18 protein-coding genes are annotated in these 21105 nt (G+C 76.3%); 11 read left to right on the top strand and 7 right to left on the bottom strand.

Going from position 1 to position 21105, the window contains the following annotated elements:
• Positions 1 to 28: 28 nt before the first annotated feature.
• The 6 genes from IG69_RS0101105 (at position 29) to IG69_RS0101080 (ending at position 7571) form a co-directional block, all read left to right on the top strand.
• Entirely contained in the window at positions 29 to 682 is a 654-nt protein-coding gene (locus IG69_RS0101105; protein WP_030526343.1) for a PadR family transcriptional regulator, read from the top strand.
• On the top strand, positions 679 to 1407 hold the full coding sequence (locus IG69_RS0101100; RefSeq protein WP_030526342.1) for an ABC transporter ATP-binding protein: 729 nt from the start codon (positions 679 to 681) through the stop codon (positions 1405 to 1407). The genes IG69_RS0101105 and IG69_RS0101100 overlap by 4 nt, the downstream gene beginning before the upstream one ends.
• The gene (locus IG69_RS0101095; protein WP_030526341.1) at positions 1404 to 4280 is read left to right on the top strand and encodes an ABC transporter permease; all 2877 of its coding nucleotides are present in this window, start codon (positions 1404 to 1406) and stop codon (positions 4278 to 4280) included. Before IG69_RS0101100 ends, IG69_RS0101095 begins: the two co-directional genes overlap by 4 nt.
• 193 nt (positions 4281 to 4473) lie before the next feature.
• Entirely contained in the window at positions 4474 to 5727 is a 1254-nt protein-coding gene (locus IG69_RS0101090) for an MFS transporter (protein ID WP_030526340.1), read from the top strand.
• 219 nt (positions 5728 to 5946) lie between these two features.
• Positions 5947 to 6774 carry a DUF4397 domain-containing protein gene (locus IG69_RS0101085; RefSeq protein WP_030526339.1) on the top strand — a complete coding sequence of 276 codons (828 nt, stop codon included), beginning with the start codon at positions 5947 to 5949 and terminating at the stop codon, positions 6772 to 6774.
• An 83-nt stretch (positions 6775 to 6857) separates the two neighbouring features.
• Positions 6858 to 7571, top strand: coding sequence for a class F sortase (locus tag IG69_RS0101080; RefSeq protein WP_051749983.1), 714 nt, complete (start codon positions 6858 to 6860; stop codon positions 7569 to 7571).
• 9 nt (positions 7572 to 7580) lie between these two features.
• On the opposite strand, the gene IG69_RS0101075 is transcribed toward IG69_RS0101080, so the two are convergent.
• Complete coding sequence (locus IG69_RS0101075; protein WP_030526337.1) at positions 7581 to 7805, bottom strand: helix-turn-helix domain-containing protein; 225 nt, start codon at positions 7803 to 7805, stop codon at positions 7581 to 7583.
• Positions 7805 to 8419 (bottom strand): DUF2975 domain-containing protein, encoded by a 615-nt coding sequence (locus tag IG69_RS20720; protein WP_051749982.1) that lies wholly within the window; start codon positions 8417 to 8419, stop codon positions 7805 to 7807. Before IG69_RS20720 ends, IG69_RS0101075 begins: the two co-directional genes overlap by 1 nt.
• 133 nt (positions 8420 to 8552) lie before the next feature.
• Between IG69_RS20720 and IG69_RS0101065 the strand changes: the two genes are divergently transcribed.
• Positions 8553 to 9188: a bacterial proteasome activator family protein gene (locus IG69_RS0101065; protein WP_030526335.1), complete on the top strand. Its 636-nt coding sequence runs from the start codon at positions 8553 to 8555 to the stop codon at positions 9186 to 9188.
• 21 nt (positions 9189 to 9209) lie between these two features.
• Here the strand turns inward: IG69_RS0101065 and IG69_RS0101060 are convergent, their stop codons facing one another.
• From IG69_RS0101060 to IG69_RS22410, 3 genes are read right to left on the bottom strand one after another with little or no spacing between them, the layout of a single operon-like run.
• A complete protein-coding gene (locus tag IG69_RS0101060; RefSeq protein WP_051749981.1) occupies positions 9210 to 10397 on the bottom strand; it encodes an MFS transporter in 1188 nt (395 codons plus the stop codon).
• Positions 10394 to 11644, bottom strand: coding sequence for an MFS transporter (locus IG69_RS22415; RefSeq protein ID WP_051749980.1), 1251 nt, complete (start codon positions 11642 to 11644; stop codon positions 10394 to 10396). The genes IG69_RS0101060 and IG69_RS22415 overlap by 4 nt, the downstream gene beginning before the upstream one ends.
• On the bottom strand, positions 11641 to 12363 hold the full coding sequence (locus tag IG69_RS22410; RefSeq protein ID WP_030526332.1) for a DUF6498-containing protein: 723 nt from the start codon (positions 12361 to 12363) through the stop codon (positions 11641 to 11643). Before IG69_RS22410 ends, IG69_RS22415 begins: the two co-directional genes overlap by 4 nt.
• Before the next feature lie 116 nt (positions 12364 to 12479).
• Between IG69_RS22410 and IG69_RS0101045 the strand changes: the two genes are divergently transcribed.
• The 3 genes from IG69_RS0101045 (at position 12480) to IG69_RS0101035 (ending at position 15784) form a co-directional block, all read left to right on the top strand.
• Positions 12480 to 13598 carry a zinc-dependent alcohol dehydrogenase family protein gene (locus tag IG69_RS0101045; RefSeq protein WP_211250944.1) on the top strand — a complete coding sequence of 373 codons (1119 nt, stop codon included), beginning with the start codon at positions 12480 to 12482 and terminating at the stop codon, positions 13596 to 13598.
• Between the two features lie 69 nt (positions 13599 to 13667).
• Positions 13668 to 14594 carry a LysR family transcriptional regulator gene (locus tag IG69_RS0101040; protein ID WP_030526330.1) on the top strand — a complete coding sequence of 309 codons (927 nt, stop codon included), beginning with the start codon at positions 13668 to 13670 and terminating at the stop codon, positions 14592 to 14594.
• A 50-nt stretch (positions 14595 to 14644) separates the two neighbouring features.
• Positions 14645 to 15784, top strand: a complete 1140-nt coding sequence (locus tag IG69_RS0101035) for a TDT family transporter (RefSeq protein ID WP_084696512.1) — start codon at positions 14645 to 14647, stop codon at positions 15782 to 15784.
• A 36-nt stretch (positions 15785 to 15820) separates the two neighbouring features.
• Here the strand turns inward: IG69_RS0101035 and IG69_RS0101030 are convergent, their stop codons facing one another.
• A complete protein-coding gene (locus IG69_RS0101030; protein WP_030526328.1) occupies positions 15821 to 17494 on the bottom strand; it encodes an FAD-binding dehydrogenase in 1674 nt (557 codons plus the stop codon).
• A gap of 10 nt (positions 17495 to 17504) precedes the next feature.
• Complete coding sequence (locus IG69_RS0101025) at positions 17505 to 18230, bottom strand: HAD-IA family hydrolase (protein ID WP_051749979.1); 726 nt, start codon at positions 18228 to 18230, stop codon at positions 17505 to 17507.
• A 623-nt stretch (positions 18231 to 18853) separates the two neighbouring features.
• Here IG69_RS0101025 and IG69_RS20715 point away from each other — a divergent pair.
• Positions 18854 to 21064 carry a DUF998 domain-containing protein gene (locus IG69_RS20715; RefSeq protein ID WP_051749978.1) on the top strand — a complete coding sequence of 737 codons (2211 nt, stop codon included), beginning with the start codon at positions 18854 to 18856 and terminating at the stop codon, positions 21062 to 21064.
• Positions 21065 to 21105: the final 41 nt, after the last annotated feature.

Genomic DNA, 21105 nt, shown 5'->3' with positions numbered 1-21105 from the left:
GGTATCACCAGGACGAAGGAGGCGTCGGATGTCGGTCCGGCTCGGACTCATGGCCCTGCTCGCCGAGGGCGACTCCTACGGCGCCCGGCTGCGCAGCGACTTCGAGGAGCGCACCGGCGGCACCTGGCCGCTCAACGTCGGGCAGGTCTACACGACGATCGAGCGGCTCGTGCGCGACGGCCTCGTCGAGCAGGCCGGCGAGGCCGACGCCGAGGGCCGGATCAGCTACCGGCTGACGGCCGCCGGCCGCGCCGAGCTCGACGCCTGGTGGACCACCCCGGTCGACCGCACGAGCACCCCGCGGGACGAGCTGACCATCAAGCTCGCCCTCGCCGTCACCGCCCCCGGGGTCGACGTCGCGGCGGTCGTCCAGGGCCAGCGCACCGCGACCCTGCGGCACCTGCGCGACCTGACCCGCCTCAAGCGGGACGCCCTCGACCGGGCGGAGGGGTCGGGCGAGGGCGTCCGGGACGGCGCGGACGGCGGCGGCGGCGAGCACGGGCTCGCCTGGCTGCTCGTCCTCGAGCACCTCGTCTTCGCGGCCGAGGCAGAGGTGCGCTGGCTCGACCACGTCGAGTCCGCCCTCGCCCGGCACGCCCGCAGGACCCCGGCCGGCTCCCGCCGCGCCGGCCACGACTCCGCCGGCGAGGTGCCGGCCCACCGGGAGGGGACCCACGCATGACCGCACCGCACGTCGTCATCTCCGACGTCACCCGCGTCCACGGCGAGGCCGAGACGCGTGTCGTCGCACTCGACCACGTCTCGCTCGACATCCACGCCGGCGAGCTCGTCGCCGTCATGGGCCCGAGCGGCTCGGGCAAGTCGACGCTGCTCAACGTCGCCGGCGGCCTGGACCGCCCGACGTCGGGCACCGTGAGCATCGGCGGCGAGGAGATCGGGGGCCTCGCCCCCCGCGACCTCGCGCGGCTGCGCCGGCGCCGGATGGGCTTCGTCTTCCAGGACTACAACCTCATCCCGAGCCTCACGGCCGCCGAGAACGTCGCGCTGCCGCTCGAGCTCGACGGCGTCCGTGCCCGCCAGGCGCGCCGGCAGGCCCGCCGGACCCTCGACCTCATGGACCTCATGGCCCTTTCGGACCGCTACCCGGACCAGATGTCCGGCGGCCAGCAGCAGCGCGTCGCCATCGCCCGTGCCCTCGTCGGCAGCCGCCGCTTCGTGCTCGCCGACGAGCCGACCGGCGCCCTCGACAGCCACACCGGCGAGGACGTGCTGCGGGTCCTGCGCGAGCGCTGCGACGACGGCGTCGCCGGGCTGCTCGTCACCCACGAGGCGCGGCACGCCGCCTGGGCCGACCGCGTCGTCTTCCTCCGGGACGGCCGTGTCGTCGACTCCACGGGCGGCGCCGACGTCGCCGAGGACCTGCTGACCGGCGGCAGCGCGCGATGAGCACGCTCGCCCCCTCGCGCCCGGACACCGACGGGTCCGGCTCGGGCGCACCGGAGCCCGGCGACCCCGGCCGCCTCGCCCAGTGGCGCTCGTCGTGGGCCGTCGCCCTGCGGATGGCCCGCCGCGACGTCCGCCGGCACCGCGGTCGCAGCGCGCTCGTCGTCGTCATGGTGCTCCTGCCGACGCTGCTCCTCTCGGCCGTCGTCACGCTGGCCTACACCTCCGACGTCAACGGCGCCGAGCGCATCCCGCAGACGGTCGGCACCGGGCAGGCCCTCCTCGAGTGGCCCGACGTCAGCCGCACCGTCCAGCTGCCCGACCCCGGCGCCGGCTTCTCGTCGGTCGACCAGGACGCCCGGCCCGTCCCCGGCTTCGACCGGGAGGCCTCGACCTTCGCGAACGCCGACGCCGTGTCGCGCCTGGTCGACGCCCCCGTCACCCCGTTCGAGCGGTGGTCGGCCCGCACCACCCTCGGCGAGCGCCGCCTCTCCCTCGACGGGCTCTCGCTCGACGGCGCGGTCGGGCTCGGCGAGAAGCTCGAGCTCGTGTCCGGCCGCTGGCCGGCCGCGCCGTCGTCCGACCCGGCCACCCCGGCCGAGGTCCTCGTCACCCCGGTGGCCATCAGCCGCGGTGTGCCGCAGCAGGGCTCGTTCGAGGTGACGGTCGAGGGCACGACGCGGACGGTCACGGTCGTCGGCGTCGCCCGGGCCCAGGACCTCTACTCGCAGCCCGCCCTCGTCACCGCCGCGCCGCTCGTGCCGGCGGCCGCCGTCGGCAACGGCGGTTGGATCGTCCTCGGCACGGACCCCGTCACCTGGCCGGAGGTGCGCACCCTCGGTGAGTACGGCTTCCGCGTCACCTCCGCCGACGCGCTGCTCCACCCGCCGGCCGAGAGCGCCTACCCCGCCGAGCTGCAGGCGCAGGCCGGCGACGAGACCCAGCGGATGGGTCTCCTGGTCGGTCTCGCCGCCGTCATGCTGCTCGTCTCGACGACCCTGCTCGTCGGACCGGCGTTCGCGGTGAGCGCGACCCGCCAGCGCCGGACCCTCGCCCTCGCCGCGAGCAACGGCGCGCACACGCCGGTGCTGCGCCGGACGGTCCTCGCGCAGGCCCTCGTCCTCGGGGCGGTCAGCGCCGTGGCCGGGGTCGGTCTGGGCGTCGGCGGGGCCTGGCTCGTGCGGGCCGCGACCGCGGACCAGGCCTACCCGCCGTTCGGCGGCCCGTTCGACGTCCGCTGGGGGATGCTCGCCGGCGTCGCGGCCTGCGCGGTCGCCTCGACCTTCGTGGCCGCGCTCGTGCCGGCCCGCCGGCTCGGCCGGCTCGACATCGTCGGCGTGATGCGCGGGCAGAGCGTCTCGCCGCGCCCCAGCCTCGTCGTCCTCGGCCTCGGAGTCGTCCTCGCGCTCGTCGGCGGGGTGCTGACCCTCGGCGGCACCGGCGTCGTCGACCTCTCCGGGATCACGGGCAACCTGTTCGCCGGGTCGGGCGAGACGCTCGTCGTCGTCGGCGCGTTCGTCCTCATCGTCGGCTCGCTGCTGCTCGTGCCCGTCGTCCTCGCGGGCGTCGGCCGGCTCGGCACGCACCTGCCGACGTCGCTGCGGATGGCCGCGCGCGACCTCGCCCGGCACCGCGCCCGCAGCGCGCCGTCCGTCGCCGCCGTCCTCGCGGTCGTCGCGGGCCTGACGTTCGGGCTCATCGGACTCGAGAGCGACACCGAGCAGCGGCGGATGGAGTACCTGCCGACGACCATCCCCGGCGAGGTCGTCGTCAGCGCCTACAGCGAGACCCCCCTGACGGCAGACGCGATCCGGTCGGCCGCACCCGGCGCCGTGGTCGCGGCCAACCCCGTCTACGTCGGCGACACCCAGCAGATGCAGGAGGTCCCGCCGACCGAGCCCTACGACGCCCGCTTCGTCAGCGTCGTGCCGGCCGGGTGCGAGGTGACCGACACCCTCGGCTACCTCACCGACTCGGCGAAGGGCCCGCAGTGCTCCGTGGCCGGCTCGCTGGCCAACGGCTCGGGCACCGTCCTCACCCTCCCGGCCGACGAGCTCGTGCGCCGCACGGGGGTGACCGGCGCCGCGGCCGCCCAGGTCCGGGACGGCGCCGTCGTCCTCCTCGGCGGGTCCGGTGGCACGGTCCGGGTCGCGCAGGGCACCTACCGCGTCGACCCCCAGGCCGAGACGGTGCAGGCGCCGCGGGCCACGGTCACCTCCGACGCGCAGGTCCCGGCCGTGCGCCTGCCGCTGACCAAGGAGTCGGCGGGGCGGCTGCTCGGGGCGTCGATGGCCGTCGCCGCCGGCACCCCGCTCACGCGCGGCTGGGACATGACGACGCCGTCGTGGACCGTGCGCGAGGCCGACGGCAGCGCCGTGCCCGACGCGACCGTCGACCGGCTGGCCGAGCGCCTCGGCGACGAGGTCGGCGTCCAGCGCGAGGACGGCTTCCAGCGCGAGGACCGGATGGTCGTCGCCATCCTCCTCGCGGTCTTCGGCCTGCTCATCCTCGTCGTCGTCCTCACGTCGACGGCGCTGACGCTGGCCGAGCAGCAGACCGACCAGGCGACGCTCGCCGCCCTCGGCGCGACGCGCGGCACCCGGCGGGTCATGGCGGCGGCCGAGGCCTTCGTCCTCGCCGCGGTCGGCTGCGCCCTCGGGGTCGCGGTCGGGCTCGTGCCGGGCATCGCCATCGCCCGACCGCTGACGGCGGTCGGCTGGGACCCGCTGACCCAGGCCTCGCGCGACGGCCAGAGCGTCCTCGTCATCCCGTGGGCGGACCTCGCGACGGTCGGGCTGCTCGTCCCCGTCCTCGCGGCCCTGCTCGCCGCGGCCGGCATCCGCCGGGCTCCCCAGGTCACCCGCCGGGCGACCTGAGCCACACACCCCTGGCAGGGGGACGCCCCCGCCCGCGCCTCTCCGGCGGCGGGCGGGGGCATCGTGCGCGAGGCGGTAGAATCGTGCGTTGCACAGGGTCCTCGTGCGCCGTTGGAGGCGGGTTCGGCGCACACCCGCTCCGCCCTACCCACGCACGGGTCCGGGCGCAGGACCCCTCGAAGGCAGAACCCCCGTGTCACCCATCGCCAGCTACCGGCGCCTGTTCTCGCTCGCCGGCCCCCTCTACGTCCTCGTCGCGTTCGTCGGGCGCCTGCCCCTCGCGATGAGCCAGATGGGCACCCTCCTCCTCGTCTCCGGGACGACCGGCTCCTACGGCCTCGGCGGCGCCGCGGCCGGCGGGCTCGCCGTGGCCAACGCCGTCGGCGCCCCGGTCGCCGGCTCGCTCGCCGACCGGATCGGCCAGCGTCCCGTCGTGCTCGTCCAGTCCCTCGCCGGCGGCGCCGGGCTGCTGCTCCTCGTGGCCCTCGCCCACGGCGGCGCCGTCCCCGGGCTCGTCGTCGCGTCGGCCGCGCTCGCCGGGCTGCTCATGCCGCAGGTCGGACCGCTGGCCCGTGTCCGGTGGCGCCCCCTCACCCGGCACCAGGGCGCGCAGCAGCCGCGGCTCATGGAGACCGCCTTCTCGTACGAGGGGGCCGCCGGCGAGGCGTCCTTCGTCATGGGCCCGGCGCTCATCGGCGTCCTCGCGGTGCTCGCCAGCCCGTCGGTGGCGCTCGTCGTCGCGGCGCTGCTGCTCCTCGGCTTCGGCACGGCGTTCGCGGTGCACCCCACCGCCGCCCTGACCCACGCGCACCGGCCCGCGGCCGGCCTCGCAGGCCGCCTCGTCACCGCGACGTTCGTCGTGCTCCTGCTCGCGCAGCTGCTCATCGGGGTCGTCTTCGGGTCGGTGCAGACGGGCACGACGGTGCTGACGACGCTCGCCGGCCAGCCGGGGCTCGCCGGCCTGGTCCACGCGACGCTCGGCGTCGGGTCGGTCATCGCCGGGCTCGCGGTCGCCGGCCTCCCGACGCGCTTCACCGTCCCCTCGCGCGTGCTCGTCGCGGCGACCGGCCTCGCGGTGCTCAGCGCGCCGCTGCTCCTCACCGACTCGGTGCCGCGGCTCTTCCTCGTCGTCCTCGTCCTCGGCTTCGTCATCGCGCCGTACATGATCAGCGTCTTCATGCTCGGCGAGCGCGCCGTGCCGCCCGCCCGCATCGGGGCGGCGATGACCCTGCTCGCCTCGACGACCGGGCTCGGCTACGCGATCGGGTCCGCCGTCGCGGGGCGGGTCGCCGACGTCCACGGCCACACCGGCGCCTTCGCCGTCACGGTCACCGCGGGCGTCCTCGCAGCCCTGCTCGCGGTGTTCGGGCAGCCGCTCCTGCGCCGTGCCACCCCGCCCCCGCCGGCCGCCACCCCGCCCGCGACGCCCTCCCCCGCCGCCGCCTGACCCCACGCGTATCGGGTGACCCGATACCGCTGCGCTCCACCCGACAACCGTTCTCGGGTACAGCGCGGTCGTGTCGGGCGACCCGATACGCACGTGACTCGGGTGGCGGCCGGGGGGCTCGGTGACCGGGCGGGTTCGACGAACTCTCGACGAGGTGCATCCGTCGACGGGGTGTCGGTGGAAGAGGGGGTGTCACTACCCCTCTCCGGAAGGAACGTCATGCGTCGAGCCCTCGCCGCCACCGCCGTCGTCGCGGTCGCCGCGCTCCCCCTCGCCCTCACGACCCCGGCCCACGCCGCGGACGACGCCAGCGTCGTCGTCGTGCACGGGGTCCCCGACCTCACGGTCGACGTGTACGGCAGCGCCGACACGACGTACAGCGCCGACGAGGCCCTCCTCGAGGACTTCGAGCCGGGCACGGTCACCGACCCGGTGAAGCTCCCCGCCGGCACCTACAACCTCGCGGTCTTCCCCGCCGGCGACGACCCGAGCGGCGACCCGGCCATCGAGGCCACGGACGTCGAGGTCCCCGCCGGCGCCAACATCAGCGTCGTCGCCCACCTCGACGCCGACGGCAACCCGACCCTGACCCCCTTCGTCAACGACGTCGACCCCGTCGCCGCGGGCCAGGGCCGTCTCGTCGTGCGGCACACCGCCGCCGCCCCGGCCGTCGACGTGCTCGCCGGGGGCGAGGCCGTGTTCAGCGGCCTGACCAACCCGAACGAGGACAGCGCCGACCTCCCGGCCGGCACCGTCTCGGCGGCCGTCGCCCTCGCGGGCACGACCGACCCGGTCATCGGCCCGGCCGACGTCGACGTGGCCGAGGGCACCTCGACCATCGTCTACGCCTGGGGCTCGGCCGAGGACGACAACCTCGCCCTCGCGGTCCAGACGATCGGCGGCCTGCACTCCTCGCCGTCCGGCGTCCCGTCGGGCACCGCCGAGCTGCCGGCCGACAGCACCCCGGCGCTGCTGCTCGGCGCCGCTGGTCTCGCCACCCTCGCCGCGGTCGGGATGGGTCCGCGCGCCCGTCGCAGCCGCGTCTGACCGCACGGTCGACCCCACGGCGGGCGGCGCCGCACCCGGCGCCGCCCGCCCGTCCGTGACAACCCCCGACCCAGGAGTCGTCGATGTCCGGCTCGCCCTCCGGCCGCGGCTGGCGCCTCGGCGCCGTGCTCGCCGCACTGGTCGCGCTCGCCTGTGTCGTCACCCTCGCCGTCCGTGTCGTCACCGCGCCGGCCGACGTCGAGGGGGACGGCCTCGCCGCGCTGCGACCCGCGACGAGCCCGTCGGCCTCGCCCGCGACCTCCCCCACCACCGGCCCCGCCCCCACCCCGTCGCTCCGGGCCACCGCCCGCGCCGCCGACCCGGAGTCGGCGCGCTCCGGCGACCGCGCCGCCCCGCCGGTCCGGCTGCGCATCCCCGGCCTCGGGGTCGCGGCGGACGTCCGGCCGGTCGGGGTCCAGGACGACGGCGCCATGGTCATCCCCGCGGCCCCGACGAGCGTCGGCTGGTACCGCTACGGCGCCGCGCCCGCGACACCCGAGGGCCACACCGTCATCGCCGGCCACGTCGCTACCCGCGAGGACGGGCCGGGCGCGCTCGCCCCGCTCGCCGGGGCTCGGGAGGGGATGCGCGTCGAGGTCACCGACGCCGACGGCGTGGAGCACACCTACGAGGTCACCGGCCGGGAGTCGGTGCGCAAGAAGGCCCTTCCCGTCGACGAGATCTTCGCCCGGGACGGCGCCCCACGGCTCGTGCTCATCACCTGCGGCGGCGAGTACCTCCCCGAGCTGCGGGCCCACCGCGACAACGTCGTGGTCACGGCGGCCCCGGTGGGCTGAGGCGCGCCGTCAGGCCGGCTCGACCGAGAGCACGTCACCGGGCTGGCAGCCCAGGACGTCGCAGACGGCGGTCAGCGTGCTGAACCGGATGGCCTTGGCGCGGTCGTTCTTGAGGACCGAGAGGTTGACGACGGTCACGCCGACGGCCTCGGCGAGCGCGGCGAGGGTCATCCCCCGTTCCTCGAGCAGCCGGTCGAGGTGGCAGACGACGCGGTGCGGTTCCTCGACCGGCATCAGACGAGGCCCTCGACATCGTCACGCAGCTGCGTGCCCGCCCGGAACGCCTCTGCGACGAGGGCGAGCACCATGCCGCCGAGCATCGGCAGCCAGGGGACCTCGACGAGCGCCCCCGGTCCGCCGGTGCCGAGGTCCGCACCCGAGAGCAGCGCGAGGTCGGTGGTCACCCGGGCGAACCACACGACCGGCACCCCGAGCGCGAGCAGGAGGGCGAGGCCCCGCAGCCGGGAGACGTTCCTCGGGTCGAAGGCGTCACCGGCGGCCACCCCCCGCATCAGCCGTTGGACGAGGAGGCAGCCGACCGCGACGAGCACGGTGAGCGCGACCCCGGGCAGCAGGTCGAGCAGGCGCTGCCCGACCCCGGCACCCGTGAGCAGCACGTCGTACTCGCCGTCGCCGTACCGCGTCCCCACGGCATCGAGGGTCGGCACGACGACCGGGCCGACGGTGCCGACGGCCAGCGGCTCGCCCGCGACCCAGTCGAGCACCGGTCCGACGACGCCGGCGAGCGCAGCGGCGGCCGTCACGAGGACGAGCAGGGCGGTCAGGCCCCACCGGTCCGACCGGTCGAACCGCCAGAGGTTCGAGGAGAGGCTGGGACGACCGGCCATGGCGGGCTCCTTCACATCGACTGTCGATCTGTTATCGACAGACGATATGCATATCGAGAGTCGATGTCAACGGCCGTCGGGTCACCGTACCCTTCGCGGACGGGGAGCGAGCCGTCCGGGGCAGGATGGGGTCATGACCGACCAGCCCCGCAGCGACCAGTCCGACGACGACCGCCGCCAGGTGCCCGCGACCGTCGTCGGCGACCCCGACCGCGTCGTCGTCGTGACGCCCGACGGGATGGGTGTCGCCGACCGCACCCCGCAGGACGACGACGCCCGCACCCCCGACGACGGCCCGCGCAACCCGGCCGACCTCGTCGAGCAGCCGGCCAAGGTGATGCGCATCGGCTCGATGGTCAAGCAGCTCCTCGAGGAGGTGCGCAGCAGCCCTCTCGACGACCGCGGCCGCGCCCGCCTCGCCGAGATCCACGACCGCTCGATCGCCGAGCTCAAGGACGGACTCGCCCCCGAGCTCGTCGCCGAGCTGGAGCGGATCGCCCTGCCGTTCAAGGACGAGCAGCCCTCCGACGCCGAGCTGCGCATCGCCCAGGCCCAGCTCGTCGGCTGGCTCGAGGGCCTCTTCCACGGTATCCAGACCGCGCTCGTCGCCCAGCAGATGGCCGCCCAGGCGCAGCTGCAGCAGATGCGGGCACTGCCGCCGGGGATGCAGCCCGGTCGCGGCCACGGCCCCCAGGGCCCGGGCGGCATGCCCGGGATGCCGTCCGCCCCGGGCGAGGGCCACGCCGAGGGCACCGGCCAGTACCTCTGACGCCCGTCCCGGGCCGCTCGCTCAGGCCGCCTCCTCGCGGCGTGGCAACGAGAGCGCCAGCGCCGCCCCGGGGAGCGCCGCCAGCGCGATGACGGCGAGCGCGACCCGGGGCACCCCGACGAAGGGCTGGACCAGCAGCACGAGCAGCACCCCGCCCAGGTTTCCGGCCAGCAGCAGGACGGCGGTGGCGGTGCCCGAGCGGGCGACGCCGACGTGCGCCTCGGACCACTCGAGCGCCACGGGCAGCCCGGCGAGCAGGACGAACCCGAGCACCGCGAGCAGGACGCCGGCCACCACCGGGGCGTTGGCCACGACGAGCAGCGCGAACACCGTTGCCGTGCAAGCGGTCGCGCCGACGAGGAACGCCCGGCGACGTCGCCGGGCCGCCACCGGGCCGGGGAGCAGTGCCGCCCCGAGCACGCCGGCCACCGTCGTCACGGCGATGAGCGGCCCGCCGCTGCCCGGGTGCCCGAGACCCGCCATCACCGGGTCGAGCCAGGTCGCGAGCGCGTTGAAGACGCCGACCCCGACGAGCAGCAGGCCGGCGAGCCGCCAGAGCAGCGGCTCGTGGCGCAGCCAGGCCAGGCCGTGGCTGTCGCGCGCGCCGACCGGGGCGAGCGTGGCGACGCGCAGCATCCCGAGGACGGCGAGCGCCGCGACGACGGCGAGGCCGGCGTGCGCTCGCAGCAGCAGCGGCAGCCCGCCGGCCGCGACGAGCGGCGCCCCGCCGAGCGCGCCGACCAGCACCCCGACGAACTGCGCCGCCGACCCGACGGAGATGGCCGTCGTGCGCTGGTGCGCCCCGAAGGCCCGGGCCGCGAGCGTCGTCGTGGCCGTGAGGACGAGCGGCTGGGCCACCGACGCGAGCAGCTGCCCGGCCAGCTGCCACCCGTAGGACCCGGGGTCGACGAGCCGGACCAGCGCACCGGCCGCCGTGAGGAGCGCCCCCGCGGTGAGGGTGGGGTGGAGCGAGCGGTCGACGAACCGCCCTGCGGGGAGGGCGAGCACGACGAAGAGCAACGGGTTGACGACGGCCAGGTCGCCGACCAGTCCCTCCGAGACGCCGAGCGCCCGGGCCGACTCCACGGTGACCGGCGCGAAGGTCAGCCACAGCACCTGGGTCGTCGCGACGAGCAGCGCGAAGGCGCCGAGCAGCCCCCACCGGGTCCACCCGGCCGACGGGGCGGCCTCCGCCGCAGCGCCGCTCACGCGGGCACCGGCGTCTCACGCAGGGTGCGCAGCGGCGACAACCATCCGTAGACCGCGGCCAGGACCCCGACCGAGACGATGGCGACCATCGCCCCGCGCGTGCCGAGGACACCGGCCACCGCGCTCGCCCCCAGCGCACCGCTCGTCCAGCCGACACCGAACGAGAGCATCCGGCCGGTCGTGTTGACCCGGCCGAGGAGGTGCTCGGGGGTCGCCTGCTGGCGGTAGGTGATCGAGGTGAGGACGACCGCCTGGTAGGCGATGCCCCAGCCGACCATCGCGACGACCGCGACGACGAACGACGACGTCGTCGCGACGACGAGCCCGGCCGCCGCCGACACCGGCAGGGCGAGCAGCGTGGCGCGCGGCATCGAGAACCGCCGGTGCAGCCGTGGGGTGAGCGTCGCGGCGACGATGCCCCCGATGCCCCACGCCGCGAACACGGCCCCGAAGCGCCAGCCGCTCGTGCCCACGCCGAGCAGCCGGTCGGCGTAGGGCACCGACAGCGCCATGAAGCCGGCCCCCGACAGCGACTGGAGGAAGCCGATGACCGTCTGCGAGCGGACCCCGGGGTGGTCGAGGAGGAAGCGCAGCCCGACCCGCACCTCGTCGGCGACGGCGCGAGGGCTGATCGGCGGCAGGTCGCGGGCACCCGAGAGCCGGGCGGCGATGCCGACGACGGCCGCGGCCGAGGCGAGGAAGCTCAGCGCGTCGACACCGAGGAGCAGCGCCGGGTGCAGGGCGGCGAGGAGGACGCCGGCGAGCATCGGCATCCCGAGGTCGAGGAGCGAGCCGAACCCCCAGATCGCGGCGTTCGCCGGGCCGAGGCGCTCGCGGCCGACGATGGCCGGCAGCGCCCCGAACGCGGCGCCGTCGAAGAAGACGAAGCAGGCCTGGGTGAGGAACCCGGCGACCAGCGCGTGGCCGACGGTGAGGAGACCGAGCTCGTGGGCGAGCGGCACCGACCCGATGGCCAGCGCGCTCGCGACGTCGGCCGCGACCATGACGCGGCGGCGGTCGAGGCGGTCGGAGATGGCCCCGGAGACGAGGCCGAGGAGGAGGTAGGGCAGGCCCTCGACGAGGGTGACGAGCGCGGTGAGCGCGGGGCTGCCGCTCAGCCGGTAGACGAGCACCGGCAGGGCGACCGCCGTGACGAGCGTGCCCGCGGTCGAGACCTGCCGGGCCAGCCAGAACCGGCGGAAGTCGGGCTCGCGGTGCAGCGGCACCACCGGGGCGGCGGCGCTCACGAGGCCCTCCGCACCGTGACGACGACCGGGCGGCCGAGGAGGAACAGGCGCCCGTCGCGGCGCTCGACGGCGAGGACGAGGAGGAGCTCGAGGACGAGCTTGACAACGAGGACGACCAGGGCGAGGCCGCGCTCCTGGCCGGCGGTCAGCCGGGTGACGTCGTCGTTGCTGCCGACCCCCTGAGCGACGAGCGGCACGAAGAGCGCAGCGTAGGCGAGGGCCATCCGGGCGTAGGCCCGCACGAAGTCCCCGATGCCGAGGGGGCGGCGCTCGCGCAGCCGCCCGGCGCCGGCCCAGCCGGCCGCGACGAACCCGAGCCCGCCGAGGACGAGAACCGTCAGCCACGCGCTGCGCAGCGGCGCGACGGGCAGCACGGTGGCGAGCCCGACGAGGAAGGGCACGAGGGCGAAGCCGCCATAGTGCACCGCGAGGAACAGGGTGCCGAAGGAGCGGGCGCGGCTGCGGCCGTCCGCGTCGCGCGAGAGCAGCGCGCGGGCGAGCGTCCAGACGTAGATCGTCACGACCTCGAGCGCCAGCCAGAGCCAGACGTCGCCGTAGCCGATGGCGCCGGTCGCCACGGCGAGCATCGGTGCGCCGTTGACGACGACGACCGTCGCGGCGAGCAGCGCCCGGGCCGCGGCGCTCGGCATCCCGGCGGTGAGGCGCAGGACCAGCTGGAGGCCGAGCACCCGGCCGAGGCCGGTGAGGACGACGTTCACGCGCCCCCCGCCCGGCCGTCGGCCCGCGGTCGGGGCGGCGTCGTCGGCACCCGCGGAGTCTACGAGCCGTGGTCGGGCCCTGTCGCCGATCGCGCCGGACCGGTAGGAAGGTGGGCGTGCCCGACGCCGTGCGCCCCGACGCCTCCTCCGCCGCCCCCTCCGCCGACCCCTCCGCCGACCCCTCCACCGATCCCTCCTCCGACGGCTCGATGATGCGGGCCGTCGTCTACGACGCCCCGCGCGAGCTCGAGGTGCGCTCGGTCCCCCGGCCGGTGGCCGGCCCGGGCGAGGTCGTCGTCGACGTCGACCTCGCCGGGCTGTGCGGCACCGACCTGCACCTGCACGAGGGCGGGTTCTTCGCCGGCTTCCCGCTGACGCCGGGGCACGAGGCCACCGGCACGGTGCGCTCGGTCGGGGACGGCGTGACGCACGTGCGTCCCGGGCAGCGGGTCGCGGTCGACAACGCGTCGTCCTGCGGCCGGTGCCGGGAGTGCTCGCGCGGCAACCACCTGTTCTGCGAGCACTTCCACTCGCTCGGCGTCAACGCGCCCGGCGGGTTCGCCGAGTCGCTGCTCAGCCCGGCGCACAAGGTCTACCCGGCCGACGACCTCGACCCCGAGCTCGCCGTCCTCGCCGAGCCGCTGGCCTGCGCGGTGCACGGCATGGACGTCCTCGGGCTGCGGCCCGGGGCCGACGTGCTCGTCGTCGGGGCCGGCACGACCGGGCTGCTGCTCTCGCAGCTGCTCCTGCACGGCGGGGCTGGACGCGTGACGGTCGCCGCGCCGACGCCGTTCAAGCTCGAGCTCGCCGACGCGTACGGCGTCGACCGGGTCGTGCGGGTGACCCGGGACGCCGACGAGACCTCGCGGACGCTGGCCCGGCTGCAGCCCGACGGGTTCGACGTGACGGTCGACGTCACCGGGGCGGCGTCGGTCGTCGGGATGCTGCCCTCGCTCACCGCCGCGAACGGCACCGTGTTCGTCTACGGGATGTGCGACGAGGACGCCCGGGTGCCGCTGCGCCCGTACGACGTCTTCCGGCGGCAGCTGACGGTCAAGGGGTCGTTCGCGCAGGTCGACTGCCTCGACCGCGCGCTGGCCCTGCTGCGCTCGGGCCGGGTGCGGACCGAGGGGCTCGTGACGCACCGGTTCCCGCTCGCCGGCTACCCCGAGGCCCTCGAGACGCTCCGCTCGGACCCGACGAGCCTCAAGGTGCTGCTCGAGCCGCAGCGCTGACCCGGGCGCGGCGACGCGTTCCCGGCGCACCCGGCGGGCCCGGCGGCCCGCCGCTCGTACGGTGGGCGCATGGCACCCGACCTCGCCTCGCTGCGGCTGCTCGCCGACATCGCGCGCCTGGGCGGCATCGCGGCCGCCGGTCGCGCGCACGGCATCACGCAGCAGTCGGCGTCCGAGCGGCTGCGCGCCCTCGAGGCCGACGTCGGGCTCGACCTCGTGACGCGGGGGCGCTCCGGCTCGGCGCTGACCCCGACCGGTCGCCTCGTCGTCGAGTGGTCGGCCGACCTCCTCGCCCGCGCCGAGGACCTCGACGAGGCCCTGGCGACGCTGCGGCGCGACCGCTCCCGCGAGCTGCGCGTCCACGCGAGCCTCACCGTCGCCGAGACCGTCCTGCCCCGCGTCCTCGTCCGGGCCCGCCGCGAGTCGGTCGCCGACGTCACCCTGCACGCCACGAACTCCGCCGCGGTCGTCGATGCCGTGCGCTCCGGCGCGGCGGACCTCGGGTTCGTCGAGGGGCCCGTGCCGCTCGAGGGCCTCGGGCACCGCGGCGTGGGCGTCGACGAGCTCGTCCTCGTCGCCGCGCCCGACGACCTCTGGGCCCGCCGCCGCCGGCTCCTCGTCGCCGAGGACCTGGCGACGCGCGCGCTGAGCAGCCGGGAGGAGGGCTCGGGCACCCGGCGCGTCTGGGAGGCCGCGCTCGAGGAGGCCGGCGTCGTCCCGCCCCCGCCGGAGGCGGTGTTCGACACGACGACCGCCCTGCTCGCCTCCGTCGCCGCCGGCGGGCCGCCGGCGTTCGTCAGCCGTCGCTCGGCGGCGCACCTCGTCGACGCCGGGGACCTCGTCGTCGTCACGACGACGGGGCTCGCGCTGCGCCGCGCGCTGACCGCCGTGTGGCAGGGCGGCCGGCTCCCCGCCCGGGGACCGGCGCGCGACCTCGTGACCCTCGTGGCTGCTGCGCTGCGCCCGGACCCGTCACAGGCCACGCCTGTCACCTGACAGGGGCGCGAGGGCTGGCCGGGGCCCGTCCGGGCGGGAAGGCTCGGACCATGACCGCCCACGTGTCCACGAGCCCGGCGCCGGCGACCCCGGCCACGGCCGCGACGCCGCCCGTCACGACGCCCGTCACGACGACCCGGCCCCTCCCGCCGCCCGGACCCGTCTGGTACCCCGCGGTGATGGGTACCGGGATCCTCGCGACGCTGCTCCAGGCGCACGCCGGCGGTGCCCGTTCGCTGCACGACGCCGCGCTCGTCGTCCACGTCCTCGGCTGGACGGCCCTCGTCGGGCTGACCGCGGCGTTCGCGGTCCGGTGCGCGAGGCGGCCGGGCACGCTGCGGGCGTCGGTGACCGACCTCGCGACGCTGCCGTCGTGGGGCACGGTGTCGATGGGCCTGCTGGCCGTCGGCGCGGGGACGCTCGCGGTGCTCCCCGCTGCCGGAGTCGGCTCGCTCGTCGACCCCGTCGTGGTCGACGCGGTCCTCTGGACGGCCGGGACGCTCCTCGGGCTCGTGACCGCGCTCGGCTTCGCGGCGCTGCTCGTCCGCGGGCACCCGGGTCCGCCGTCGCCGGCGTGGGGCCTGCCGGTCGTGCCGCCGATGGTGTCGGCGACGACGGGCGCGTCCCTCGTGCCGCACCTGGGCGCCGGCGGGCCGCGGTTGCTCCTCGTGCTGCTCGCGTGGACGTGCTTCGCGCTCGCCCTCGTCCTGGGCTCGCTCGTCTTCGCGGTTGTCTACCACCACCACTGGCGGGTCAGCCCGCTCGACCCCGCGGTCGCGCCGTCGGCCTGGATCCCGCTCGGCATCGTCGGCCAGTCGACCGCGGCGGCCGTCTCGCTGTCGGCGGCCTCGGCGGGGCTGCTCACCCCCGAGGCCGCCGTGCTCGCGCACCGGGTGGCCGTCGGGTACGGGCTCGTGACCCTCACCGTCGGGGCGCCGCTGGCCTCGTGGGCGCTCGTCGTCACGGTCCGCGCCTTCGCGGCGCGCATCGCGTTCACGCCGGGGTGGTGGGCGCTCACCTTCCCCGTCGGCACGCTGTCGCTGGGCGCGCACCAGCTCGGCCGGACCACCGGGTCGCCGGCGCTGGAGGTGGTGGGCGCCGGCTTCCTCGTCGTCCTCTGCGGCACCTGGACCCTCTGCGCGACGCTGTCGCTGCGGGCGCTCGGGGCATCCGTCCGCACGGCGGGGTGACGCCGGGGCGCGCCGGCCGACCGCCGGCCGATGGGGTCAGAGCGCGGCGGCGAGGGCGCGGCCGGCCTGTCGGCCGCTGAACAGGCAGCCGCCGACGAAGGTGCCCTCGAGCGCCCGGTAGCCGTGGACACCGCCCCCGCCGAAGCCCGAGACCTCCCCGGCGGCGTAGAGGCCGGGCACCGGGACGCCGGTGGGGTCGAGCACCCGCCCGGCGAGGTCGGTGTGCAGACCGCCGAGGGTCTTGCGCGACAGCACCCGCAGCCGGACGGCGACGAGCGGCCCGTACTTGGGGTCGAGGATGCGGTGCGGCGGGAAGGCGCGCTTGGTCAGGCGGTCGCCGCGGTAGCGCCGGGCGACCCGGATGGCCGCGACCTGGGCGTCCTTCGTGAACGGGTTCTCCACCTGCCGGTCGCGCTCGACGACCTGCCGCTCGAGGTGGGCCGCGTCGATGGGGGTGTCGGGCTCGAGCTCGTTCATCCGGGCGACGAGCCCGCCGATGGTGTCGGCGGTCAGCCAGTCCTCGCCGTGGTCGAGGAACGCCCGGACCGCCGGCGGCACGGGCGTGACGGGGCGGCGCAGCACGTCGCGCCAGCGCCGCTCGGTGAGGTCGAGGTTCTGCTCGGACCCCGACAGGGCGAACTCCTTGCCGACGAGCGAGCGGTTGAGGACGAACCAGGAGTGGTCGAACCCGGTGTGCCGCAGGTGGTCCAGCGTGCCGAGGGTGTCGAACCCCGGCAGGTAGGGGCTCGGCAGCCGGTCGCCGCGGGCGTCGAACCACAGCGCGCTCGGGCCCGGCAGGATGCGGATGGCGTGCCCCGGCCAGACCGGGTCCCAGTTGCGGACGCCCTCGACGTAGTGCCACATCCGGTCGCGGTTGACGACGGCCCCACCGGCCGCCTCGGTGATGCCGATCATCCGGCCGTCGACGTACGCGGGCACGCCGGTCAGGAGCGTCCCCGGCGCGTCGCCGAGCTGCCGCGGCCAGTTGGCGCGGACGAGGTCGTGGTTGCCGCCGATGCCCCCGGACGAGACGAGCACCGCCTGCGCGCCGTACTCGAACGGCCCGACGACCTCCCGGCTGCTCGCGGCCCCGCGCGGCGCGTCGTCGTCGACGAGCACCGAGCCGCGCACGCCCGTGACGACGCCTCCGGTCGTCACGAGCTCGTCGACGCGGTGGCGCGGCCGGTACACGATGCGCCCGCCCGCGACGTGCTCGCGCACCCGCCGCTCGAACGGCGCGACGACCCCCGTGCCGGTGCCCCACGGGATGTGGAAGCGGGGGACCGAGTTGCCGTGTCCCCCACTCGTGCCGTCGCCGCGCTCGGCCCACCCGACGACGGGGAAGAACGAGACGCCCTGCTCGCGCAGCCATTCGCGCTTGCCGTCCGCCGCCCACTCGACGTAGGAGCGCGCCCACTCGCGGCCCCAGTGGTCGGGCCCGGGCGAGCCGTCGGGTGCGGTGAGCCGGTCCCAGCCGGCGCTGCCCTGCCAGTCCTGCCACGCGAGGTCGAGGGAGTCGTGGATGCCCATCCGACGCTGCTCGGGGCTGTCGACGAGGAACAGCCCGCCGAAGCTCCACCACGCCTGGCCCCCGAGGTTGACCGCCGACTCCTGGTCGAGCAGCACGACGGACCCCCCGGCGTCCGCGACCTCGCACGCGGCGACCAGGCCGGCGAGGCCGGCACCCACGACGACGACGTCGGCATCCACGGGATGCACCCTAGGCGGCGCCGCCCTCCTGCGGGGAGGGCCCGTCCACACCGGCCACCCCGAGCAGCCGGACGCGCCCGTCGGAGACCTCGACCCGCAGGTCGGCGATCGAGCCGACGACGAGGTCGGCGACCTCGTCGAGCTCCGCGCGGGTCATCGTCGTCGTCACGGCGACGAGCCCGCCGCAGCCGGCCTCGCGCGCGGCCCGCAGGCCGGCGACCGCGTCCTCGAGGACGAGGCAGTCGGCGGGGTCGACCCCGAGCCGCTCGGCGCCGAGCAGCCACGGGTCGGGGAACGGCTTGCCGCGCTCCACGTGGTCGGCGGTGACGACGACCTCAGGGTGGGGGAGGGCGGTGGCGGCCAGGCGTGCCTCGGCGAGCGGGTCGCTGGAGGAGGTGACGATGGCGGCGGGGACGCCGGCGTCCCGCAGCGTGGTCAGGAGGTCGAGCGCCCCGGGCAGGACCTCGATCGCGTCGACGTCGGCGACCTCGAGCGCGACGATGCGGTCGTGGGCGGCATCGCGCTCGTCCTCGGGCAGGAGCCCGGCGATGAGGTTGCGCGCGGTGACGCCGTGCGAGCCCGCGAGGCGGCGCGGGTCGACGCCGTGCTCCTCGCACCAGCGCAGCCAGCTGCGCTCGACGGCGGCGATGGAGTCGATGAGCGTGCCGTCCATGTCGAAGAGGACGGCGCCGAAGTCGCGCCGCAGCGCCTCGGGCAGCGGGGTGGAGGACGTCATGCGATCCACCCTAGGTCGGGTCCTGGCGCGGACCGACGCGCGTGCCCGGGGTCCCACCCCCCGGGGAGGAGGATGCTGCCCTCGGGTGGGGCGCCGGGAGTGCGGGCCCGACCTCGGGGGCGATGGTGTGCTCTCCCAGGATCCATGCACCCCGGAAGGTTTCCCTTCCACCCGCAACCACTGCGTGCCTCGCGCAAGGTTTCCCTTCCACCCGCAACCACTGCGTGCGTCGCGGGAGGTTTCCCTTCCACCGCGCACGGACATGGTTGCCACCCGCACGGGAAACATGTCGCCGCGCAAGGATCGCGCGCCGTGCCGACCCGATCTCGCCCGGCCGACCTGCCCTCGCCCCGCCGCCGTGTCATGCCGCCCCGGCTCGGCGAGATCGACCCGGCACGGCGAGATCGGCGGGGCGAGCGGCCGGCTCCTTGCGCAGCGGAAGGGAAACCTTCCACGTGGAAGCAGTGGTTGCCGGGCGCAAGGGATTCCTTCCGCGGTGACAGGAGGTGGGGAGAGCACACCATCCGCCCGGCCGGACGGACGAGGCCGCGCCGTCGGCCGCTCGGCCCGACCCCACCCCCGGGCGCGGGGCCCGTGCAGGCGGCCGTCCTAGGCTGCCACGCATGGCCCGCCCCGCCGGACACCTCAGGACCGCCGTCGTCAGCGGGGCCCTGACGCTTACCGCGCTCGTCGGCGGCTGGACGTGGGCCGCCGGGCTCGTCGGGCCGGGCTTCGACCCGCTCCGGGAGTCGATCAGCGCCCTCGCCTCGCTCGAGACCCCCCACCGCTGGGTGATGACCACCGCCCTCGTCGTCACCGGCCTCGGCCACTGCCTCACCGCGTGGTGCCTCGGCGCCGCCCGCCCCGCCGGCCGCGCCGCCCTCGCCCTCGGCGGCCTGGCCACCCTCGGCGTCGCCGCCCTCCCGCTCCCCTCGCGCACCGAGTCCTCCGCCGCGCACACCGCCGTGGCCACGGCGTCCTTCGTCCTGCTCGCGCTCTGGCCCGCGCTCGCCGCCCGCCGCGACGGCCCCGAGGTCCTGCGGCGCCGCGTCGCGTGGCCGGCCTCCGCGGTGCTCCTCGCCGCCGTCGCCTCCCTGGGCGTCGGCCTCGACGCGACCTTCTTCGGATTCCACGAGCGCCTCGTCGCCACGCTCACCGCCCTCTGGCCGCTCGTCACCGCCGTCGGGGTCTGGTGGAGTGCCGGGCACCGGGTCGGCTCCCGCCGCGTCCGGCAGGGCCTGGGCACCGTCGTGCTCGTCGGCGCGTGCACGACCGCCGGGCTCGCGACCACCGCCCTCCTCCCGGCCACCGCCGAGACCCGCAGCTATCGCGCGACCGTCAGCCTCGACGCGAGCCCGGCCGCCGTCGGCCGGCTCGTCGCCGAGACGACCTTCGGCGACGTCGAGTTCTCCTTCTCCGGCCTCGCGCCGGGCGTGCGCGCCGTGCCGCAGGTCCGCGCGTCCATCACGGAGGTCCTGGCCCGCCCGAACGTCAGCCTCGCCACCCTGCGCCCCGGCCCGGAGGAGCTCAACACCGCCATCCGCGACGTCGCGCTCGAGGTCGTCGTGCGCTTCGCCGCCGGCGCCCTCCTCCTCGTCCTCGTCCTCGTCGGCGGGTGGTCGGTGATCCGGCGCCGGCGCCCGCCGCGCCCGCTCGTCGTCGCCGCTGCGGTCGCCTGGACGGTCGCCACCCTCGGCACCGGCGCGTCGATGTACACGACCTACCAGCCCAGCCGGCAGACCGCCTGGCGCGCGACCGAGGTGCTCGGCACCTTCCAGCAGAACCAGGGCCTCTTCGACGACGTCGAGTCCCGCGCCACCCAGGCGACGCCGTACGTCCGCAACCTCCTCGCGCTCTCGACCGCCCTCCAGCAGAAGTACGCCGCGGGCTCCCTGGAGTCGGCCCCGGCCCTGCGCATCCTCTTCGTCAGCGACCTCCACGGCGGCAACCAGTACTCCCTGATGCGCTCGGTCATCGAGACGGAGAGCATCGACGTCGTGGTCGACAGCGGCGACCTCGTCAACTTCGGCACCGTCGCCGAGGGCGAGGCCGCCGGGATGTTCAGGGGCATCGGCTCGCTCGGGGTGCCGTACGTCTTCGTGCGCGGCAACCACGACGCCACGAGCGCGACCGACACCGCGCTCCTGCGGCGGATGCAGCGCATCCCCAACGTGATCCTGCTCCAGCCGCCGGGGGACGACTACCAGGAGGTCACGGTCGGCGGCGTGACGATCGCCGGGTTCAACGACCCGCGGTGGTTCGGCGACTCCGGCACCGGTTCGCGCGCCAAGCAGCTGCCCGCCCGCGACGCGTTCCGGACGGCGTTCACCGGCCGCACCACCCCCGACGTCGTCGTCAGCCACGAGCCGTGGGCGGTCGCCGGCCTCGACGCGGGCGTGCTCCTCAACGGCCACATGCACTCGACCGACCTGGAGGGCAACCGGATCCAGGCCGGCACGTTCACCGGCGGCGGCCCGCTCACCCACTTCATCGGGGCCGAGGGCGGCGAGGAGCTCGTCGGCCAGCCGTCGGCGTTCGACGTCCTGACCTTCGGCACCGACTGCCGGCTCTCGTCGCTGACGCGCTACCGTTACCGGGACGTCATCGAGGGCCGACCCGCGTACGACAACGTCTCGCTCGTCAACGGCGACCGGGTCGACACCCGCCCCGCGGACCCGGCCCGCACCTGCGAGCCGGCCGGTGTGCCGCAGGTCGTGACGGTGCCCGCCACGCCCGTCGCCGGAGCCGGTCCCGCCCCGTCGGCGACCACCTCGGCCACCACGTCCCCGAGCGCCTCGCCCACCACCTCCCCCAGCGCCTCGCCGACGCCCTGACCCCCGGCGCGTCGAGCGCACGTCCGGCGCCACCACCTTGC

The organism is Phycicoccus jejuensis, from assembly GCF_000720925.1.
GTDB classification, from domain to species: Bacteria; Actinomycetota; Actinomycetes; order Actinomycetales; family Dermatophilaceae; genus Phycicoccus; species Phycicoccus jejuensis.
The sequence above is the reverse complement of the archived record's forward strand: the minus strand, read 5'-3'. Positions and strand labels throughout refer to the sequence as shown.